A 21,347-nucleotide genomic window follows, 5' to 3' on the forward strand; every position below is an offset into this window, starting at 1 on the left:
CAATAAATTATAATGGCTCCAGGAAATTACCTAAATTAGGTTTTTGGCCCAGGCGGTATTGGTACACTACATAAAAAGCCATTATGTTTTTTAGGTAGTTGCGTGTTTCTTGCCAGGGCAGTGTCTCTATCCATACATCAATTTCCTTGGGCGGATGCGTCCTTAACCAATAAACGACTTGTTTAGGGCCTGCATTGTATGCAGCAGCAATCAGTATGGGATGATTTCCGAATCGCTTCGCAAGTTGTTTTAAATAAGCAACACCGATGTTAATGTTCTTTTGGGAAAGAAATAATTGTTTTTGATCATTATAGGGAATCTTATCTGCTCTGGAGACAACTCGAGCGGTATAGGGCATGACTTGCATTAATCCTCGAGCTCCTACAGAAGAGGTTGCATCATCTCTAAACCCACTTTCCTGACGAATAATGGCATAAATAAACTCAGGGGCAACAGCATATTTTTTAGAATAGAGTGAAATACTGTCTTTATAAGCCAAAGGAAATCGTAACGAAAGTTGATTATTTAAGGTTTCGTTATTACTTAAATAAACGGATTTACCATGCCATTGTAGTTTCTGATCAATCCAATAAACTAAGGCACTCGCCTCGTCTTTAGGTAACTCACTAATAAAATCATTGAGTAAGCGGGATGCTTGCAGCGTTTGTTTGCTTAGGTAAAGGGTTTGAATTTGATCAATGAAGCTTTGATAGGGTTTCAACACGTCCAGATTTGTTGTTGGCGTTTCATTGGTAAAACTGGGCGTTTTATTGAGGCGAAGACTGGCAAGAAATCCATAATATTGCCTGTTTCTGGCTAAAGGCTCGTAAATGGCTTTGGCTTCTGCTTTCTTTCCCTGTTCTTCTAAAGATCGGGCTAACCAATATTGCCAACAAGGTTCATCTTTGTTCTTCGAATCATTGATTAATGTAGCCACTTGCCCCCAGTCTTTTCTTTTTAATGCAAAACGTATTTGCCAATCCAGTAATACATCGTTGTAATATTGAGGTTTGACTTTAGCAAACCATTCCAGCGCATCTTCATGATTGCGCATGGCTCTATAAAGTGCTACATGGGCTAAAAATGCTTGCTTTTGTGCTGGGTTAAGCATTTTTTGAGTTTTGCTTTGCTGCCATAACTGCAGCGCTTTATTCATATTAATGGAAACCATCCGCTTCAAGCCGTACAGGTAAAAGTCACTATTTAAACCACCAGGGCTTAACTTGCTGATGTTTGCTGGGTTTTGATAAACGAGGTTTAAAGTATTTAAATCAGATGTATGTGGTGTTCTGTATTGCTTTAATAAATATCGAGCCAGTTGAATATTGCGTCGTTCCAAAGCCAGAACGATTCGTTGAGTAATTAAGTTTTGATCAAAGTGATTATCTTTTAAAAGAAAGTCAAATAAACTGTTGCATGAAGGGGGCCTTGAATCACCACTTAGCCATAGAGGAATAGATGCTTTTAATGCTTCTTCCTGCTTGCCTGTATTGTAGTTTGCGATTTGCTCATAACAAACCAGATTCAAATCGTTAGACGGTTGATAGTATTGACTAAAGGTCACCCAATTCTTATTTTTTGCCAGTTCATACAACCATTTTTCGCGAAGTTTGGTGGATAAAGGAGCAGTTCCTTTAATAAAATCCAAGAAAGAAGCACTGGGTGTGGTTGTCGGAAGATTTTGGCTAAACGATAAATAGGTATTAAAGCGTTCCATATATGCCTCACCTGAGAGGGCAATACAGGCCTGAGAACAAATGAATCCACATAAAAATAAAATAATTTTTTTCATAACTTTTTCTTAGATTAAAATTTAAACAGTCCCTAATTGTTTGCGCATGGAGTCAATTGTTTCTTTATAATTCTTGCTGTTGAATACGGCAGCACCTGCCACAAATTGATTCGCTCCTGCACGTGCCAAAGTAGCAATATTTTCTATGGTTACCCCACCGTCAACACAAAGATCAATTTTGGGATAAAGCTTTCGGATTTGAGGGATTTTATCAATAATTTCAGTGATGATTTTCTGTCCTCCAAAGCCAGGATTTACCGTCATGACCAATATAAAGTCAAGTTTATGAGCGCACCAAGTTAATACCTCAATCGGGGTTGCTGGATTTAAAACAAGACCTGCTTCACATCCTAAATCTTTGATCAGTTTTAAGCTGCGATCCAAATGGATTGTTGCATCGGGATGAATACTAATTCGTTTTGCACCTGCTTTTGCAAATGCTTCAATGAGAGCATCAACAGGTTCTACCATCAGATGAACATCAATGGGAAGTTTAGGGAAACGTTTGAGCAACGCCTCACAGAACGCAGGACCAAACGTCAGATTAGGAACGTAATGATTATCCATAACATCAAAATGGATAAAATCAGCTCCTGCATTCATTACAGATTCTACTTCATTGCCTAGGCAAGTGAGATCAGCAGACAAAATCGAGGGTAAAATATGATAAGTCATAGAGTATTTATTTAATTTGGAGGAATAGGTATATCATATTCTGTCTTGAAAAAACATTCCACGTGTTATGGAACTAAAGTGTGTGTTTGCCCAGGTCTTGCATCTTGAGAATTTGGTTGAAATATGAGACAATATGCTTCTATTTTTGCTCTTGTAATTTGGAAGTTATCTCAATATGATAGCAAAATTACAGAGATCCTAATCATGCTTTTTAGGGAGAATTATATGAATCAAAACTGGCCTACCAGAGACAAAGATTTACAAGCCGCCCGCGTGATTATGGAAGAGTATGCTAGTGATCGTGAAAGTGATACCTTAGGCCTTTTTGAAATTGTTGTGGATCAGGCGGAAAAGAAGATGAATTTTCGTTTGTCTGGTTGGGTGGTCATTTTGGCAAAGCATTTTAATTCAATGTATGGTGTGAGTCAGGGTGATTTTGTGACCCGACAAATTATTACTCGTTGTTTGACGCAAGGACAAACACTCCATTAATTTAACGGTTTACGGAGCGGTGGTATTTGGCACATCGTGCATGAGCTTACATCCAACCGCTCTCCAAGATTCAAGCATGGCACCTAAACAGCGCCTTCCATGGTTAGAATTCAAGCAAGTACTTATTATAATTTTGTTTGTATTCATCCGAATTTTGAAATTTGACTAAGGCTTGGTTTACTTCGGTTAATAAATCGGGTTTAGCAGGATTAATGACTATTCCATAACCCGATCCGTACATGTAGGGTGGTCCTATCAATTTAAATGCATCGGATGAGTTAGATGCCCAATAAATGGCGGTTGCATTATCAAGTAGAATAATGTCGACATCACCCTTACTTAAGGCCGCAAGCTGATCCTCAATCCCCGAATATTCTTTAATATTGGGATTATTTACACCCATCTCCTTAAGTTGTTCTAAAAATACGGTACCGGTTTCTAATCCTATTGTTTTACTGTTCAAAAGATTTAGGCTGAACTTGTCTTTTGAACTAGACTGCTTCTCTAAAAAACGAGAGTAACTGAGTAAATAAGGTAGGCTGAAATTGACTATTTTTGCGCGTTCATTAGTAATCGTGATGGAGCTTATCGCAATATCTAGTTTATTATTAACCACTGCATCGATTAATTTATCAAAACGCATCACATGAAAGACACAGGTCTTATTCATAATTTTGCATAAACTGTTCATCATATCAACATCAAAGCCGTATGCTTCATTACGGGTTCCTTGCATGACGAAGGGGGGATCAAAACTTTCAATCCCTACATTGAGTGTTTCGCCCTGTGCGAAAAGCGAGGAGGTGAAACAAATAAATGCAAATAAAATTAATCGAGTCATTTTTTAATTATAGAATTATTTATTGATTTTTATAGATTATAACGAGAGTATTAATTTGGGAAATGAAAAATAAAAATTTATGACAATCGAAATCCCTAAATTATTGGAATCAAAAGCATGGTTCCTTGAAAAACACCTGTCGGATTTGCATCATCCCTTGTATGACCAGGTCGTCAAGTTGCTTCTTGTCAGTGATTATGCGTGCCGACAGATTCAATTATTAAAGACCTTAGTCAACGAAGATGAGTGCTGCTCGTTGTTGTCTCGCGAGGATTATTTTCATAGGGTGCAGGATGTGTCACTTAACTTGCCCCAGGCGGCCTATTTTCGTGCATTGCGACAATTCCGTAATACGCATTTTCTGCGGTTACTTCTTCTTGAATTCGCCGATATTGCCAGTACGGCACAGATTATGAGTTCCTGGTCTGATTGTGCTGATGCGCTTATTTTGCATGCGATTAATTATTGCAAACAAGGATTATCTTCACGTTATGGGATCCCCCGCGATGAAAAAGGGAATGAGGTCGAATTATTTGCTCTGGCGATGGGTAAATTAGGAGGCAGGGAGTTAAATTTCTCCTCGGATGTGGATCTTATTTTTGCCTATTCTGTTGTGGGAGAAACGGACGGTGAGGAGCGCATTGATAATCAGCACTATTTTAGTAGGCTCGTGCAGCAACTGGTACAGACCTTACAAAATGTAACGCCTGATGGCTTTGTATTTCGAGTCGATTTACGATTAAGACCCAATGGAGACAGTGGCCCACTGGTTTCTAGTTTGGCTGCCATGGAAACTTATTATCAAGAGCAGGGGCGCGACTGGGAACGTTATGCAATGGTTAAAGCACGGGTGATTGCTGAAACAGCGGATGAGGTGCCTGCCTGGTTTACACGGTTGATCGTACCCTTTGTCTACAGGAGGTATGTCGATTTTAGTGTGATTGAATCGTTACGTAGTATGAAGGCTATGATTGAACGGGAGGTACAGTTAAATCCACGATTGGATGATATAAAGCGTGGCAAAGGCGGGATCAGGGAAGTAGAGTTTGTCATTCAAAATTTTCAATTAATTCGTGGTGGCCGCTTACCGCAATTGCAGGTACAGAATGCTTTGCTGGCACTGACTGTTTTAAAGCGAGAAAAATTGTTATCGCACACGGATGCTTTAAAGCAAGCTTATTTGTTTTTACGTAAGCTTGAAAACACACTCCAGAGTTTAAACGATCAGCAAACCCACTCGTTACCCGATGATTTGGTGAAACAAGAGCAAATTATTTTAGCGATGGGATATAGGTCATGGGACGATTTGCTTAATAAACTACATAAATATCAGAGGATTATTAGCTATGCATTTCATTCAGTGCTCGGGAAGGTCAAAGATTATGAAGATGAGAAACGATTATTAGCCAATCAATTAGCCAGTCTTTGGCAAGGACATGTAGAAACCAGTATGGCAATTAATTTGCTCACTAGTTTAGGCTTTACCAATGCCTCTCACTGCTATCAAATGATTCATTCTTTTCGTCATAGCCCTCGTTGCCGACGTCTTACGCAAGGGGCACGGATGCGACTGGATCGGTTTATGGTGATGTTGCTTGCCGAGTTAACCCATGTGGAACAAACCGATGAAGTTTTATTGCAAGTGATGCATTTACTCGAAAATATAGTAGGCCGTAGCGCCTATCTTGCTTTATTAACTGAGAATCCTCAGGTCTTGACTGAGTTGCTGTTTTGGTTTGCCCAAAGTCCGTTTATCACCTCCTTACTCGTAAACCAACCTTTTTTGTTGGAGGTGTTGTTGGATCAGGGGGAGGAATGGCGACCCCAGTCGTTGCATCAATTACAAGGGCAATTAATTGAAAAACTAACCCATCATCATGATGTGGAAGCACAAGAAGAAATATTGCGTCAATTTAAGCTAACCAATTGGTTAATGGCTGCCCGGGCAGAGCTTTATGGTTTATGTAATGCGGTGCGTATTGGACAATTTTTGTCGGATGTGGCGCAAGTCATCGTCAACCAAGTGTTAATCATTGCTAGTGATCAATTGGGCGTGCGATATCCGGAAATGAAGCAAGCTAAAGCGCACTTTGCAATCATTGCTTATGGGAAATTAGGGAGCAGGGAAATGAATTATGCTTCTGATTTGGATTTGGTTTTTTTACATTCGGCACCTCTGTCTGAGGAAGCATTGATTACCCGTTTAACGCAAAAAATTTTACATATGCTGACTACTCGTTCCCAGTCAGGGGTCCTCTATACTGTTGATACACGCCTTAGGCCTTCTGGTGCGGCAGGATTATTGGTAAGTCATGTGGATGCCTTTGTCGAGTACCAAAAAAATCAAGCATGGACATGGGAGCATCAGGCGTTATTGAAAGCACGTATCCTGAACGGAAATACAAAGATTAGAAATACCTTTTTACAGTTGAAAAAATCGGTATTGTTCATGACGCGTGATCAACCGACGCTGCTGCACGATGTATTGGCGATGAGGTCCAAAATGGAGCAACATCAGGATCGAAATCCTATTTCTGGTGGGTTATTGGATTTGGAGTTTTTGGTACAGTTTTTAATACTGCATTTGGGAGCTCCTTCTTTATCACGATATACGCATACGTTAAGTCAAGTCCACCACTTGTTTTTAGCCGGTGTTTTAAGCAAAGAGCACTTCAGTTTTTTAAAGAGAGCATACAAAAAACACCATCAGTTATTGCATCAGAGTATACTGCGTCCTGGGGTTGTGAATCATGAAAACATGCAAGATGAGATATTGAGTGTGTGCAAAGAACTTTATAATCGGGTGAAATAGTTTCTACCTGTAGCCCGTATTAGCGCAGCGTAATACGGGGGAACTAGACTTAAAGCCGGATTACGCTACGCTAACATTGGGAATCTGGATTTAGCCCCGTATTACGCTGCGCTAATACGGGCTACAGCCCTACAGATCCTTGTAAAAGGCTGCATTTACTTGAATTCCGCATAGAGATCATAATCATCACTATCGGTAATCAGGACCTCTGCAAACGCTCCCACTTTAACGCCGGGAGTTGGTGGCAGAATAACAAGTCCGTCGATTTCTGGGGCATCACTTTGGCTTCGGGCAATAATTTGTTCTGGATTGACTTCATCAATTAATACGGTTTGCGTACTGCCAATTTTATTTTCTAATTTATCGCGGCTAATTTCTGCCTGTAATTGCATAAAGCGATGGTAACGTTCCTCTTTTACTTCTTCCGGTACGGGGTCACTTAATTCATTCGCTTTAGCCCCTTCAACGGGTGAGTACTTGAAACACCCTACGCGATCTAACTGCGCCTCCTCGAGAAAATCGAGTAATTCCTCAAATTCTTCTTCAGTTTCTCCGGGAAAACCGACAATAAAGGTTGAACGTAAGGTAATGTCGGGGCAAATTTCTCGCCAGGAAGCGATACGCAGCAAGGTATTTTCACTGCTTGCAGGACGCTTCATTGCTTTAAGTACTCGCGAATTAGCATGCTGTAATGGGATATCCAAATACGGAAGAATCAGACCATCTCTCATTAAAGGGATGATCTCATCGACATGCGGGTAAGGATAGACATAATGCAGGCGAATCCAAATGCCTAATTCTCCTAATTGTTCGCACAAATCATAAAAACGAGTATCAACACTTTTTCCTTTCCAGGTTATAGGTTGATAGCGAGTATCCACTCCGTAAGCGCTGGTATCTTGGGAAATCACTAAAATTTCATTAACCCCCGCGTCTTTTAATTTTTGCGCTTCGGTCAATACCTGGGCCATTGGGTAGCTTTGCAATTTTCCACGCATGGTTGGAATAATACAAAACGTACATTTTTGATTGCAGCCTTCAGATATTTTCAAATAGGCATAATGACGTGGTGTTAATTTAATTCCTTGGGGAGGGATCAACTGTGTAAAGGGATCGGCAGGTGGAGGGAGATGCTGATGAACGGCATTCACTACTTCTTCATAGGCATGCGCACCACTAATGTGCAGAACATCTGGACAGGCTTCTTTGATAATCTCGGCTTTAGCTCCGAGACAACCTGTAACAATAACACGTCCGTTCTCTGCCATTGCTTCTTTAATGGTATCCAAAGACTCCTTGACGGCGCTATCAATAAACCCGCAAGTATTAATCACTACAACACCTGCATCCTGATAACTGGATACCAACTCATATCCCTGCGCACGCAGTTGGGTAATGATGCGCTCGGAATCTACCAGAGCTTTGGGACAACCCAAGCTAACAAATCCTACTTTATGATTCATAAAACTCTAACTGTAAAAAAAGTGAACGAATTATACCTCTTAATGAGTCTTATTGTCGACAAGATTATGGAGGTTTTAAGTATTTGATTGCATTTAGGTAAATGAATGGTTCTTTGCAAATGGAGGTGGGCCTAAGCTACACGCTCTACTGTTTCGGGAGACCCACATCCGTCCTTAAGGCATTTCATTCCGAGTGGAGGAGGATATTCTTCTCTGTCTAGTCTATCTGCTGTACGATTTTTAAAAATTTATTTGTAGCGACTTCACCAACCAGCTTGAGCTTATTCAGTTCTTTGCCTTGCGCATCAAAAAAGATAAAGGTTGGGGGGGCCACGACATGAAAGTAATTGAGGATGGCTTTATGTTCCGCAGTGTTTGCGGTGACATCGATTTTAATTACCGTAAAACGGGCCAAAGCTTCCTGTACACGAGGGTCTTGAAATGTGGTTGCATCCATTACCTTACAGGATGTACACCAGTCAGCATAAAAATCAAGCATCACCGGATTGCCTTTGGCTTCAGTTAAAGCGTTCTTTATGGAACTCAAGGTCTGTTCTGGTTGTGTTTTAATCGCAGTATTAATAGGCGCCGCATTTGCTGATTGGGCTGTAGTTAAGGGTTGCAGCGGATTTGTTGCCCCCATGCTTGCTCCCACCAAAATCAAGAAACCATACACCAGCAGGATGAGGCCCACTCCTTGATTGAATTTTTCACGATGGGTCGCTGAATAGGTGAGGGCGCCACTGTAGATTCCTGAAAAAATAAGCAAACTTGCCCATAATATCATACTGAACAAGGGGGGGGTGATTCGCGAAATAAGCACAATGGCCACCGCAATGAAAATAATACCAAAAAATGCCTTGATGGTATTCATCCAGCTGCCTGTTTCAGGCAACCATTTGCCTGCAGAAGTACCAATAAGCAATAAAGGTGTACCCATTCCCAGGCCTAAAACAAATAAGGTTAGGCAACCTAAAACAATATTGCCAGTTTGCGCAATGTAGGTTAAGACGCCGATTAATGGCGCGGTGACACAAGGTGAGAGAATCAGGGTGGATAAACAACCCATGATCGCTGCCCCAAGATAGTGGCCTCCTCTTTGATTGCTGGAACCGTGTATTTTTGCTTGCCAGGAATGCGGTAACTTGAATTCATAAAACCCAAACATGGATAAGGCTAACAGCAAAAAAATTAGGCTAAATACACCTACAGACCAGGGTGATTGCATGCTCACTTGCAGATTGGATCCGAGTAAAGCGACAACTGCGCCAATGATAGAATAGGTAATCGACATGCTCAGTACGTAGCTTAATGAGAGAAAAAAGGCTTTTCGCGTCGTAATTTCCTTACCGTGACCGACAATAATTCCAGACAAAACGGGCACCATAGGTAAGATGCAGGGAGTGAATGATAAAAGTAAACCAAAGCCATAAAAAGTAATCAAAATGAGCAACCAATTGTGGCTCGAAAAAACTTTTGTAATTCCCTCACTTTGCGTTTCTTCAGCAACCGCGGGTTGCGTATTGTGGCCTTGATCCAGGCTTGCTCCGGTTAAAGCCAAATTCTCGTCTATAGTTAACTGAATTGCTTGGGTTTCTGGGGCATAGCAAAAACCATCGTCAGAGCAGCCTTGATAGTGTAAGTTGACCAAAGCTTTTCCAGGTTTATTGCCTAAAATACCAACGGGAATGGTGACGTGATTACGATAGACAGGATACACATGTCCTTGTTTATCTACTTTTTTCTCTGTAGAGGGGAACCGAAGGGTGCCTATTTGCACCGTACCGTTCGTTTTGGTCGTTAATTTAATTCGATCGCTGTAGAGAAAATAATTAGGCTTTATCTGGAAATTAATGGCAAATGTATTCGGATCCACTGTAGTTACATTGACTTGGAAAACTTCTGCAGCAGGAAGAGGGGTTGCATGCAGAGCAAATGTGGTTATGCAACAAAATAACAATAAAAACCATTTTCTCATTCTGAAACCTTTATTACGATTATGACCATGAAGCTCTGGGTAAAGCACAGCGAAACCCGAGATTAGAAATTCATCTAAAAAAATCCCGGGTTTCGCTGTGCTTTACCCAGGCTACAGAATTTTACTGATATATAGTGTAACTATATCAGAACATCGGGTGGTGTGAAAAAAATAAAATTAAATTTTTTTTTATTTTGACCCTTGAAACTCTTTTCCTTGTCCCCATATGGCAGTCAGTAACATTGCAAATTGACTTTTAAAGATTAATTAATCAGGAGATAGAAGCATGAAAATTCGTCCTTTACACGATCGAGTTGTTGTTCGTCGTATGGAAGAAGAGCGTACCACAGCGGGTGGTATTGTGATTCCAGATAGCGCTACTGAAAAACCAATGCGTGGTGAAATCATTGCTGTTGGCGCCGGTAAAGTATTAGACAACGGTGATGTTCGCGCTTTAGCTGTAAAAGTGGGTGATGTTGTCCTGTTCGGCAAATACTCAGGTACTGAAGTGAAAATCGACGGTAAAGAATTAGTTGTGATGCGTGAAGACGACATCATGGGTGTAATCGAGAAGTAATCGTTTCATTTAGGAGATAGAGATAATGGCTAAAGAATTACGTTTTGGTGACGACGCGCGTCTACAAATGTTAGCTGGTGTTAATGCATTAGCTGATGCAGTACAAGTAACTATGGGCCCACGTGGTCGTAATGTAGTTTTAGAAAAAGCTTATGGTGCTCCCACTGTAACTAAAGACGGTGTATCTGTAGCGAAAGAAATCGAATTTGATCAACGCTTCATGAACATGGGCGCACAAATGGTTAAAGAAGTTGCTTCTAAGACTTCTGATACTGCTGGAGATGGTACTACTACTGCTACTGTATTGGCTCGTGCGATTGTTGTCGAAGGGTACAAGGCAATTGCTGCGGGTATGAATCCTATGGATCTGAAGCGCGGTATCGACAAAGCGGTTGCTGCAATCACCAAAAAATTACAATCGATGTCTAAGCCTTGCAAAGACAATAAAGCAATTGCTCAAGTAGGTACTATTTCTGCTAACTCTGATGAAGCAATTGGTTCTATTATTGCCAGTGCAATGGATAAAGTAGGTAAAGAAGGTGTTATTACTGTTGAAGACGGTAATGGACTTGAAAATGAATTATCTGTTGTTGAAGGTATGCAGTTTGATCGTGGTTATATTTCTCCATACTTCATCAACAACCAACAAAACATGACTTGTGAGCTTGAGCATCCATTCATTCTGTTGGTTGACAAGAAAATCTCCAGTATTCGTGACATGTTGTCTGTATTGGAAGGCGTTGCAAAATCTGGCCGTCCATTATTGATTATCGCTGAAGATGTTGAAGGCGAAGCTTTAGCAACTCTGGTTGTTAACAACATGCGTGGTATTGTTAAAGTATGTGCAGTTAAAGCGCCTGGCTTTGGTGATCGTCGTAAAGCAATGTTGCAAGACATCGCAATTCTAACTCATGGCCAAGTTATTTCTGAAGAAATTGGTAAGAGCTTAGAAGCTGCTACTTTAGAAGATTTAGGTACAGCAAAACGCATCGTAGTAACCAAAGAAAACACCACAATTATTGATGGCGAAGGTAAAGCTTCTGAAATCAATGCGCGTATTACTCAAATTCGTGCTCAAATCGAAGAAACTACTTCTGATTACGATCGTGAGAAATTACAAGAGCGTGTTGCTAAACTTTCTGGCGGTGTTGCGGTCATCAAAGTTGGTGCTGCTACTGAAGTCGAAATGAAAGAGAAAAAAGCTCGTGTTGAAGATGCATTACATGCTACTCGTGCTGCTGTAGAAGAAGGTATCGTAGCAGGTGGTGGCGTTGCTTTAATTCGTGCCCAAAAAGCTCTGGATTCTTTGAAAGGCGACAATGACGATCAAAACATGGGTATCAACATTCTTCGTCGTGCTATTGAAGCGCCAATGCGTCAGATCGTATCTAACGCTGGTTATGAAGCTTCAGTAATTGTAAACAAAGTATCTGAAAACAAAGATAACTATGGTTTCAATGCTGCGACTGGTGAATTTGGTGACATGGTTGAAATGGGTATTTTGGATCCAACCAAAGTAACTCGTATGGCATTACAAAATGCTGCTTCTGTAGCAAGCCTTATGCTGACTACTGAGTGCATGATTGCTGATTTACCAAAGAAAGATGACGCTGCTGGTGATATGGGCGGCATGGGTGGAATGGGCGGTATGGGAGGCATGGGCGGCATGATGTAAGCCTCTCTCCATCCCTATTCCTTTAAAAACCCGCCGTAATGGCGGGTTTTTTATTTGTAAAGAAGAACATCATCCCTCGCTGCGCTCGAGATGGCGTGCTATTATTCAAAATAACTAGAATTTATAAAGTCGGGAGTCATAATGGGAACAATAATTAAAAAATTGGAAGTAGTTTTGGCTGATACTTATGCTTTATATCTTAAAACGCAAAATTATCACTGGCATGTTAAAGGCGTGCATTTTAAAAGTTTGCATGAATTATTTGAAATGCAATATAAGGAATTGGCCGAAGCCGTGGATGCTATTGCCGAACGCATTTTGATTATGGGGCATAAGGCTCCTGCGACATTTACAGCATTGAACCAATTAAAAACAATTATGGATGGTGATTCCAACTTCGATGCGAATCGAATGGTGAGCGATTTAGCCCAAGATCATGGAACTTTGGTTAAGGATTTAAATACAACAATTAAACTGGCTCAGGAACATGGTGATGAGGGGACTGTTGCATTACTCAGTGAACGCATCGCGGCTCATGAAAAAGCACGCTGGATGTTGAATGCCTCTACGGTTTAATTTTTGTCAATGACCGGTCACAATGTTGGTAGTTTGCAACCTGGGTTGAGCTGGTTTGTCCCCTGTTTGGTTTGATTAAAATCCCCTCTCCGACGTGTGGGAGGGGGCAGAGGTGAGTGGTGCTTGAGGTTTTTTCTTTTATTAATCCCCATCATCCCCTCATCCGCTCTAACGGGCACCTTCTCTTCCTGGAGGCGAAGGGAGCCTGAATGTAATGGGCGTGTTGCGTTCTCTACCGCTTACTTCTTCATTATTTTGTTTTCCGACCCTTTTTTGATGACAATAATGCTAATTCTTCGGTTTTCGGGACTGAAGGGATCTTTTGTATTGAGAAGCATGGTTGATGAAAAACCAGATACGCGCAAGACCCGATCAGGATCTAAGCCGGCTTTAACCAAAGCACGACGGGCGGCATTGGCTCTTTGGGTGGATAATTCCCAGTTGGTATACTCTAATTCATCTGGATTATGGTAGGGGTGGGCGTCAGTATGTCCTTCAATAGTGATTTTATTGGGTACTGTCTTAAGTAGTTTGGCAATCTGGGCAAAAATAGGATCCATACCTGGATTGAGTTTGTCTGATCCCACATCAAACATGGGCTTTTTCTGATTGTCAATTAATTGGATTCGCAGCCCATTTTTTACTACCTCCATGAGTAGTTGATTCTTTAATCCTGCGAGTGAGGGATCTTGTTGGATGCTTAAATTAATTTGTGATTTTAATTCTTCAAGTTTTTGGGTTTCCTCTTTATCCGATTGAATGACTTGAATGTCTTGGGCTTGTTTACTTTGCGTGGATGCCTTGTCAGTTGTAGAAACTTGACCATTGGTGTCCTTGAGATTTGGTCCCCCGCCTTTAAGATTTAGTTGTTGATTGCCAACGTTTTTACCGCCAAAAAAAGTGATTTTCATTGGCTGTTTAAAATATTCGGCAATACCATCTTTTTGCGCTTTATTCAGTGATGCAATCAGCCACATCAACAAAAAGAAGGCCATCATCGCGGTAACAAAATCGGCAAAAGCGATTTTCCATGAGCCTCCATGATGCTTGTGTTGATTTTTTTTGATTTTTCGAATTATTGGGGTTGAACCCGCTTTTCCTTTACCACCATTGTCACTCATGCTGTAACCTCATTAACTCGGGGTCGGTTCAGCAGCAGAACCCTCAGAGCTGGATGAGGATGCGGCCGGTTTGAAATTTTTAATTTCATCATTAAGCTGAGCAAAGGAGGGACGTTGGCCCGAAAACAATACCTTACGCCCAAATTCGACGGCAATAATAGGAGGGTTATTATGTAAACTCGCTAGTATAGTCGCTTTAATGCAGTGCAGCATCAACTGGGTCTGGTTGGCATGATGTTCCATTGCCGATGCAACGGGACCAATAAAGCCATAACCGATTAAAATCCCTAAAAAAGTACCTACCAGGGCATGGGCAATAAGTACTCCAAGTTCAGGCGGAGGCAAATTGATCGATTCCATCGTATGAACTACACCCAGAACTGCAGCAACGATCCCGAAAGCAGGCATCGCATCAGCGAGTTTCGATAGGGCATTGGCTGGAATCATTTCTTCTTCATGATGTGACTCAATTTCCATGTCAATCAAAGCCTCAAGTTGGAACGGTTGCAGGTTCGAAGTGATGATCAATCTTAAGTAATCACAAATAAACTCAATCACATGATGGTTTTTCATTAACGAAGGATAAGTATTGAAAATAGGGCTTTCTTCGGGTGAATCAATGTCTGCTTCCAAAGACATTAATCCTTGCTGCCGCGCTTTATTCAGCAGATTGTATAAAAGGCCTAATAAATTAGTATTGTTCTCCTTGATGGATTTTTCACCACGAAATACTTTAGGTATGGCCTTTAACAGGGATTTTAAAACTGAGGCACTGTTTGCCACAATAAGTGAACCTATGGCAGCCCCAGCGATAATGAGCAGTTCAATGGGTTGAAAGACTGCTGCAAGATGGCCTCCAGCCAAAGCAAATCCTCCAAAAACACAGAGTAGTATGACTATGTAGCCGATTATAATTAACATTTTGTCTCGCTCTCCTAACCTCTATTTAAGATAATCGTGCACAACGCGACCATAAGGCAAGGTGAGATCGGTTAATAAATGGACTCCATTTACTATGCGTCGTATGGGAAGATTCGCAACAGGAGCTAATGCATGGTGTGCTAATTGCAGTTGAGCTGGTCCTTGCCAAGCACCTTTAACCACAACATCTTCAAGATAATACTCAACCAATTCACAAATTCGCACACTACCGTCCACGTGAGGAATGATTTTAAGCAAATAATTGGGGGTACTCATTGATTCGGCTACTTTTTTTACATCAAGTGCTTCATATTTGTAACCCATGGTGGCTGTCGCGATACGGCAAGGTCCATATTCTAATGTCCCTAACAAAGTTTCATGGACAACTTCCAATTTGGGTTGCGCCAGTTTTTTAGGGAATCCCCATATTTCACGACCACCTGCGATAGGAGGGAGATCATCTAAAAACATGGCATGGGTGTAATTTCCCATTTTACCCTTGTAGCGAACAGGGATGACTTGCCCAGACTCGGTATAGTCACCAAATCCCGTGGAATCAGGCATCCGAATGAATTCGAATTTGACTAAAGGCTCTACCACCTCTAGTGGGGCAGGAACTACCTCCCGCAACACATCCATGTCGGTTTCATAGGTAATTGTCAAAAATTCCCTGTTAATAAAGCGGTATGGGCCACGAGGATAAGATGGACTGACGAGTGGCATCGCAAATGCTTGTTTTTTGACCTCTGCTTCATTCATTTTCAAACTCCGATTTTAAATGTTTGTTGGGTGACATATCGTAAACAGCTATCCCTGCTGTTTGAGAAACCTTTTGATTCCAAGGTGATTTTTTAATGGCTCTTCTTCCATCTAAGTAGCCATTATTAATGCGTTCCAAAATACTTTTTTGTGAAAATTCATAGTCTTTTGAAGAAAGTTCTGACTCATCGTGCTCATATAAAAAACGAACTACAGAGACGGTAGATTGATGTCCGCGTGCGATACACAGTTTTAGTTCCGGGTTTCCGCGTTCCTCTTCAGGAACATAGCGAGAAAGGATATGAATGGTATTTTTTAATGCATGGATCTGCTGATACATGTTAATCGCTTGGGAAAACCGGCTGGAGTACTCTATATCTTTTTGTCGCTTCATCACTGCATCTAGAGAGGTTGGATACAAACCATAAGAGTCAAATAAGTGAATCGCAAAGCAAAGTAAATCGCGAGGGCATCGATTGACAGCCAATACATAAGTTGCTGGTGAGTTGCTGGATATTCCACCATCCCAATAATATTCCCCTTCAATCTCAACAGCCGGAAACCCAGGGGGTAATGCACCACTGGCCATAATATGTTCGGGGCCGATTTTGGTGTCTTGTGAATCAAAATACACCATTTCTCCTCTGCGAATTTCAACAGCACCGACACTCAATCGAGTAGCTTTGGAGTTGATGCGATCAAAGTCAATAAATTGCTCCAGAGAGGATTTTAAGTATTGCGTATCATAAAAACTGATGGTATCGGGCTTGTCATAATATCCCATGAGCAAAGGTGGGAAACGAGGTGTAAAAAAGCCCGGTTGACCCCAAAGTAAAGCGGATTGAGCCGATAAATAATGTTCCAGTTTTCGACTTTCATCATCATTAGGTAGAAGGTTAGGGGTGATGCAAGAGGGGGTGGCAATTTTTTGCCAAAATTGATACATTTTTTCGACACGTTCCCCAGGCGGGTTACCGGCTGCAATGGCTGCATTAATCGCGCCTATTGAGGTGCCAACAAACCAATCAGGGTCGTAACCGGCTTCATCCAAGGCACGTACAACACCCACTTGATAGGCGCCTAAAGCGCCTCCACCCTGAAAACAGCAGGCAACATGTAGATGCTTTTTCGATTTACTTTTTTTTGTCCGGGCCATAGGACTACTCCATGAACCATCCGTGACTCACCACCAATGATTGACCGGTCAGCGCATTGGATTCAAAAGAGGCGAAAAATAACGCGGTTTGTGCCACATCATCTGTAGTAGTGAATTCGCCGTCTACTGTATCCTTAAGCATGACGTTTTTAATGACTTGCTCTTCAGTAATTCCCAGTTCTTTAGCTTGTTCTGGAATTTGTTTGTCCACCAACGGTGTGCGTACGAAACCTGGGCAAATGACGTTGGCTCTGACATTATGAGCAGCCCCTTCTTTGGCGACCACTTTACACAAACCCAGTAATCCATGTTTTGCAGTGACATAAGGTGCTTTCAATTTAGAGGCTTCTTTAGAATGGACTGAGCCCATATAAATAATACTGCCTCCCTTACCTGAGGCATACATATGTTTTAGTGCAGCACGAGTGGTTAGAAAAGCTCCATCCAGATGAATGGATAATAATTTTTTCCAATCCGCAAAAGCCAATTGTTCAAGGGGGCTGATGATTTGAATCCCTGCATTACTGACTAACACATCCACGCCGCCAAAGTATTTTGCAACATCGTCAACACCTTTATTGACCTCATCTTCATTGACGACATTCATGGCAACAGCCATGGCTTCTCCACCCATAGACTTTAATTCTTCAGCTGTATTTTGGGCTTGCTCGAGATTAAGATCGGCAATAGCAACCTTAGCTCCTTCTTTGGCATAAACAAGGGCGATTTCTTTACCTATTCCACTGGCCGCACCGGTAATTATTGCTACTTTATTTTTTAAGCGCATGATTACAATCCTTGTATTTTTTGAGTTAATGATCAATCGGTTAGGATTAACCTGAAATTCCTTTTAAAAAGTATAGCAATGGAAATTTGATATTGCTTTATATTATTAAGTTTTTTTATGGGTTAAAGAAAATTCCATAAAACATGTTCTAATTTTTTGCAGAACAACAGGGTATTTCACTTTGATTCATCATGAGAATAAAAACACCCTTAACCCCCGAAAAGGTTAAGGGTATTTTGGATGGTATTAGTAATAGTAATAATTGTAACCAGGACGATAGTAGTGATGTCGATAATAGTATGCTCGTCGGTCTTGATCTTGGCCGATTGCATTGCCTACTAATGCGCCTGCTCCGGCACCAATCACAGTTCCAACGGCACTGCCTCCAGTTACTGCATACCCTATACCAGCTCCTGCAGCTCCACCAGCAGCAGTACCCACTTGAGTGTTAGTGCAACCCCCGAGCATAAAAGCGGATAGACCAACAAAACATAAGGGAGCAATAATTTTTTTCATAGCGAACTCCTTTTTATAGTTTTCAGGACTTCTGCATTGATAAGGCAGATTCACGGCAGGAAAATCCTGGTTTCTTCATCTTCACTATGATTTTAGTACAAAAAAAATATTTAATGTAAAATAAGTGATCATATTTTGCTTTTGCAGGCGGCTTTTTGCGATCAGATTTTACTCTTACCCTCATTTTCCAGTAGTATTAGAAGTATAAAGAATAAGAACAGAGGATTGTATGTTTAAAGGAAGCATAGTTGCTTTATTAACGCCCATGAAGAATGATGAAGTTGATGTTCCACGTTTACGGGAATTGGTCGAATTTCATATTGAAATGGGCAGTCATGGTCTTGTTGCGGCGGGGTCTACCGGCGAATCAGGAACTTTATCTCATGAAGAAAAGTTATTGGTCATTAAAACAGTAGTAGACCAGGCAAAAGAGCGAATCCCGGTAATTGCTGGTACCGGTATGAATGCAACACGCGATTGCATTCAATTAACCCAAGAGGCGATGGAGTGTGGCGCGCATGCAGCATTAATTATGACTCCTGCCTACATCAGACCGACCCAAGAAGGGTTATATTTGCATTACAGTCAAATCGCCAAAGCGGTCGCAATGCCGATTATTCTTTATAACGTGCCAACGAGAACGGCATGTGATATGTTGCCAGAAACAGTGGCTCGACTTGCTAAGATTTCCAATATTGTAGGAATCAAAGATGCTACAGGGCAGATGACCCGGTTACAGCAAATTTTACGTCTTTCAGAAGGCAGCATTGATGTATTTAGTGGCGATGATTTTACCGCAGCATCCTGGATGCTGGCTGGAGCAAAAGGAAATATTTCCGCAGCAGCGAACGTGGCTGCAAAATTAATGGCCAAATTATGTGATTCTGCTTTAGACGGTGATCACGCTGCATCTTTACGGATCAATGAACAGCTTGCACCTCTGTATGAATTATTGTTTATTGAAACGAATCCGATTGCGATAAAATGGGCCGCAAACAGAATGGGGTTAATGGAAAACGAGTTAAGGATGCCATTGACATGTTTGTCTGAAGAGCATCATGAACCCTTAGAAAAGATTATGAAAAGTTTGGAGTTGATTTAAGTGAAAAAATTGTGTTTTATTGTTTTTGTGGCGCTCGTACTCTCCGGATGCAGTCGTTATGCCAGTAATGGTGAGAGTCTCTATTTGAGCAGCCGTAATGGTCCTTCATTAGAAGTGCCGCCACCTTTAACGAAAGCAAATATCAGTAATTTTTATGATTTGCCACAACAGAACCAGGATGCACGTGTGAGTATCGCACCACCTGTATCATAGGGGATTTATTATGACACCATCAGAATCAGCTGAATTGCTTATAGTACAGGAATTATCACAGCGTATTGTGGATGCGCAACGCAAAATCAGGATTCTTGATAGTATCAAATGGGATGAAACAATAAAAAAGGAATTTTTTAAACATAAAGGCAAAAGGCTTCCCCCTGTTGATAAAGAATATTATGAAAAAAAACCGTTGCCTTTCGATGTGCACGAAAAACAAGAAGAGTTTCGGATTATTTTGCGCGATACCCAGAATCAACTCGGGCAATATTCTACCTTAACTCGTTTAATACGTCGGCAGTGCGAGGAATACAGTCGTGCTACCCAAATGCTTGCTGCGCGGGGCACTCCTGCATTTTCTGAACTGGCGATGGAGTTGTATGGTAGCCCCAATGATGTGTTTTACGCAGGTGGGCCACGCATGTCAGAGATGGGTACTCTACTTTTTGATGTGTTAACAGGTCTTAGCGTTCAATTACAATCTGAAGCAGATATCAAACGTTATACCCCAGAGCAGGCTCAGGAAATTTTGCAAGCGCGTTTAGGGCAGTTTTTTGATAAACATCCTGGCAAGGTAACCGTAATGGTCAGCGACGAAATGATTGCAGATGCTTCTGCGGGTGCGGACAATATTAAATTAAGTCAGCAAGCGATGTTTAGTGATCGTGACCTTCGTTATCTTGAAGTACATGAAGGTTGGGTTCACGTTGGGACCACCTTGAATGGTTCGATGCAGCCCAATTGTTTTTTTCTTTCTAAGGGTTCTCCTTCGAGCAGCGTCATTCAGGAGGGTTTGGCAGTCATTACCGAGATAGTTACTTTTTCTTCTTATCCCAGTCGGATGTTAAAGATTACCAATCGTGTTATTGCATTGGATATGGTGACGCAAGGGGCTGACTTTCTGGATATTTATAACTATTTTATGGATTGTGGTTTGAGCGAAGAGGACAGTTATAACCAATCGGTTCGTGTTTTTAGAGGAAGTACACCAACAGGTGGTCCTTTTACTAAAGATTTATCATATGCCAAAGGTTTTGTATTAATTTATAATTACATACGTTTTGCAATAAGTAAGAAGCATGTGGATTCGATACCCTTATTATTTACTGGGAAATTGGTCTTGGATGATTTGCCTTTACTCACTGAACTCAAAGAGCGCGGCGTTTTAACCAATCCCGTTTATCTTCCTCCTCCATTTCAAGATTTAGCGGCTTTAAGTGCATGGATGAGTTTTTCTTTATATTTAAATCAATTTGATTTGAATGAGATTCAAAAGAATTTTCGATTCTTGATTGTTTAAATGTTTCGTCATTCCATCAGTAGCCTGGATGCGTGCAAACAGGCTACCGTTTTTAAGGTTAAGCGTTATACGCTACCGTTTCCAAGAGTTCAATTGGTTCTTCTTTTTCCCGTTGTGGCGTGAAGAAACGATGAGCGAGTCCATAAGTTAAATGAGGCTTCGCTTGTTCTTTTATTGTTTTTGCTAACTCAGAATATTCATTTAAGAGCAATTGAGCCTGATCTTTAATGTAAGGATCACCCGATTTATTGATCATATTCATATAATGGGCTGCTTTTTTTAGATCGCTCACATCATTTGAGTTGCCTAAAACTTGCACCATAACCAGCATCGCGCTCGTACACCCTAAGTTAGCTGCTTGGCGCATGGTTTGTTTGTATTGAGAAGAAGTAGGTGGATAAATATGAGCTAAATGGTACAAAGCCATAGGGTTATCTTGAGCTAAAGCCATCATTTTAGGTAAATGTTGGACTATCGCCTGTTTCAAAACAGGATCATTAGGTGATTGATGTAATTGCTTGACTAATGCAGCAAATTCATTACTTGAAGTGGCCATATCCTACCCCCCCTAACTTTCATTACATTCCC

General features: G+C 41.1%; 20 protein-coding genes. 8 read left to right on the forward strand and 12 right to left on the reverse strand.

The annotated features are described in order from the left end of the window. Window positions 1-7: 7 nt before the first annotated feature. On the reverse strand, window positions 8-1,792 hold the full coding sequence (locus OQJ13_RS12245; protein ID WP_265711095.1) for a transglycosylase SLT domain-containing protein: 1,785 nt from the start codon (window positions 1,790-1,792) through the stop codon (window positions 8-10). A 21-nt stretch (window positions 1,793-1,813) separates the two neighbouring features. Next, window positions 1,814-2,467: a ribulose-phosphate 3-epimerase gene (gene rpe, locus OQJ13_RS12250; protein ID WP_265711096.1), complete on the reverse strand. Its 654-nt coding sequence runs from the start codon at window positions 2,465-2,467 to the stop codon at window positions 1,814-1,816. Window positions 2,468-2,692: 225 nt separating this feature from the next. Here rpe and OQJ13_RS12255 point away from each other — a divergent pair, with 225 nt between their 5' ends. Next, a complete protein-coding gene (locus OQJ13_RS12255; protein WP_265711097.1) occupies window positions 2,693-2,959 on the forward strand; it encodes a hypothetical protein in 267 nt (88 codons plus the stop codon). A gap of 103 nt (window positions 2,960-3,062) precedes the next feature. On the opposite strand, the gene OQJ13_RS12260 is transcribed toward OQJ13_RS12255, so the two are convergent. Further along, the gene (locus OQJ13_RS12260; RefSeq protein WP_265711098.1) at window positions 3,063-3,800 is read right to left on the reverse strand and encodes a transporter substrate-binding domain-containing protein; all 738 of its coding nucleotides are present in this window, start codon (window positions 3,798-3,800) and stop codon (window positions 3,063-3,065) included. 79 nt (window positions 3,801-3,879) lie between these two features. Here OQJ13_RS12260 and glnE point away from each other — a divergent pair, with 79 nt between their 5' ends. Next, window positions 3,880-6,612 (forward strand): bifunctional [glutamate--ammonia ligase]-adenylyl-L-tyrosine phosphorylase/[glutamate--ammonia-ligase] adenylyltransferase, encoded by a 2,733-nt coding sequence (gene glnE / locus OQJ13_RS12265; RefSeq protein WP_265711099.1) that lies wholly within the window; start codon window positions 3,880-3,882, stop codon window positions 6,610-6,612. A gap of 155 nt (window positions 6,613-6,767) precedes the next feature. On the opposite strand, the gene rimO is transcribed toward glnE, so the two are convergent. Both rimO and dsbD read right to left on the reverse strand, forming a co-directional pair. Beyond that, window positions 6,768-8,075, reverse strand: coding sequence for a 30S ribosomal protein S12 methylthiotransferase RimO (gene rimO / locus OQJ13_RS12270; RefSeq protein ID WP_265711100.1), 1,308 nt, complete (start codon window positions 8,073-8,075; stop codon window positions 6,768-6,770). A gap of 217 nt (window positions 8,076-8,292) precedes the next feature. Further along, complete coding sequence (gene dsbD / locus OQJ13_RS12275; protein WP_265711101.1) at window positions 8,293-10,053, reverse strand: protein-disulfide reductase DsbD; 1,761 nt, start codon at window positions 10,051-10,053, stop codon at window positions 8,293-8,295. Between the two features lie 286 nt (window positions 10,054-10,339). Between dsbD and groES the strand changes: the two genes are divergently transcribed. From groES to OQJ13_RS12290, 3 genes are all read left to right on the forward strand, one after another. After that, entirely contained in the window at window positions 10,340-10,630 is a 291-nt protein-coding gene (groES, locus tag OQJ13_RS12280) for a co-chaperone GroES (RefSeq protein ID WP_265711102.1), read from the forward strand. 25 nt (window positions 10,631-10,655) lie between these two features. Further along, window positions 10,656-12,305, forward strand: a complete 1,650-nt coding sequence (gene groL / locus OQJ13_RS12285) for a chaperonin GroEL (RefSeq protein ID WP_416209910.1) — start codon at window positions 10,656-10,658, stop codon at window positions 12,303-12,305. 141 nt (window positions 12,306-12,446) lie between these two features. Further along, window positions 12,447-12,881: a Dps family protein gene (locus OQJ13_RS12290; protein WP_265711103.1), complete on the forward strand. Its 435-nt coding sequence runs from the start codon at window positions 12,447-12,449 to the stop codon at window positions 12,879-12,881. A 239-nt stretch (window positions 12,882-13,120) separates the two neighbouring features. On the opposite strand, the gene motB is transcribed toward OQJ13_RS12290, so the two are convergent. From motB to OQJ13_RS12320, 6 genes are all read right to left on the reverse strand, one after another. After that, window positions 13,121-14,002 (reverse strand): flagellar motor protein MotB, encoded by an 882-nt coding sequence (gene motB / locus OQJ13_RS12295; protein WP_265711104.1) that lies wholly within the window; start codon window positions 14,000-14,002, stop codon window positions 13,121-13,123. 12 nt (window positions 14,003-14,014) lie between these two features. Further along, a complete protein-coding gene (gene motA, locus OQJ13_RS12300; protein ID WP_265711105.1) occupies window positions 14,015-14,923 on the reverse strand; it encodes a flagellar motor stator protein MotA in 909 nt (302 codons plus the stop codon). A 21-nt stretch (window positions 14,924-14,944) separates the two neighbouring features. Then, window positions 14,945-15,682: an acetoacetate decarboxylase gene (locus tag OQJ13_RS12305; protein ID WP_028381150.1), complete on the reverse strand. Its 738-nt coding sequence runs from the start codon at window positions 15,680-15,682 to the stop codon at window positions 14,945-14,947. Then, entirely contained in the window at window positions 15,675-16,838 is a 1,164-nt protein-coding gene (locus tag OQJ13_RS12310) for a patatin-like phospholipase family protein (protein ID WP_265711107.1), read from the reverse strand. Before OQJ13_RS12310 ends, OQJ13_RS12305 begins: the two co-directional genes overlap by 8 nt. A gap of 4 nt (window positions 16,839-16,842) precedes the next feature. Continuing rightward, window positions 16,843-17,625: a 3-hydroxybutyrate dehydrogenase gene (locus OQJ13_RS12315; protein WP_265711108.1), complete on the reverse strand. Its 783-nt coding sequence runs from the start codon at window positions 17,623-17,625 to the stop codon at window positions 16,843-16,845. 246 nt (window positions 17,626-17,871) lie between these two features. Next, a complete protein-coding gene (locus OQJ13_RS12320) occupies window positions 17,872-18,141 on the reverse strand; it encodes a glycine zipper domain-containing protein (protein ID WP_028381147.1) in 270 nt (89 codons plus the stop codon). A gap of 229 nt (window positions 18,142-18,370) precedes the next feature. On the opposite strand from OQJ13_RS12320, the gene dapA reads away from it, so the two are divergent. The 3 genes from dapA to OQJ13_RS12335 are packed head-to-tail and all read left to right on the forward strand — an operon-like array spanning window position 18,371 to window position 20,759. Then, complete coding sequence (gene dapA, locus OQJ13_RS12325) at window positions 18,371-19,243, forward strand: 4-hydroxy-tetrahydrodipicolinate synthase (RefSeq protein ID WP_265711110.1); 873 nt, start codon at window positions 18,371-18,373, stop codon at window positions 19,241-19,243. Beyond that, window positions 19,244-19,456 carry a hypothetical protein gene (locus OQJ13_RS12330; protein WP_265711111.1) on the forward strand — a complete coding sequence of 71 codons (213 nt, stop codon included), beginning with the start codon at window positions 19,244-19,246 and terminating at the stop codon, window positions 19,454-19,456. A 10-nt stretch (window positions 19,457-19,466) separates the two neighbouring features. Further along, on the forward strand, window positions 19,467-20,759 hold the full coding sequence (locus OQJ13_RS12335; protein ID WP_265711112.1) for a flavohemoglobin expression-modulating QEGLA motif protein: 1,293 nt from the start codon (window positions 19,467-19,469) through the stop codon (window positions 20,757-20,759). A 58-nt stretch (window positions 20,760-20,817) separates the two neighbouring features. Here the strand turns inward: OQJ13_RS12335 and OQJ13_RS12340 are convergent, their stop codons facing one another. After that, window positions 20,818-21,315 (reverse strand): hypothetical protein, encoded by a 498-nt coding sequence (locus OQJ13_RS12340; RefSeq protein ID WP_265711113.1) that lies wholly within the window; start codon window positions 21,313-21,315, stop codon window positions 20,818-20,820. Window positions 21,316-21,347 lie beyond the last annotated feature (32 nt).

The organism is Legionella sp. PATHC035, assembly GCF_026191115.1.
Taxonomy (GTDB): Bacteria; Pseudomonadota; Gammaproteobacteria; order Legionellales; family Legionellaceae; genus Legionella.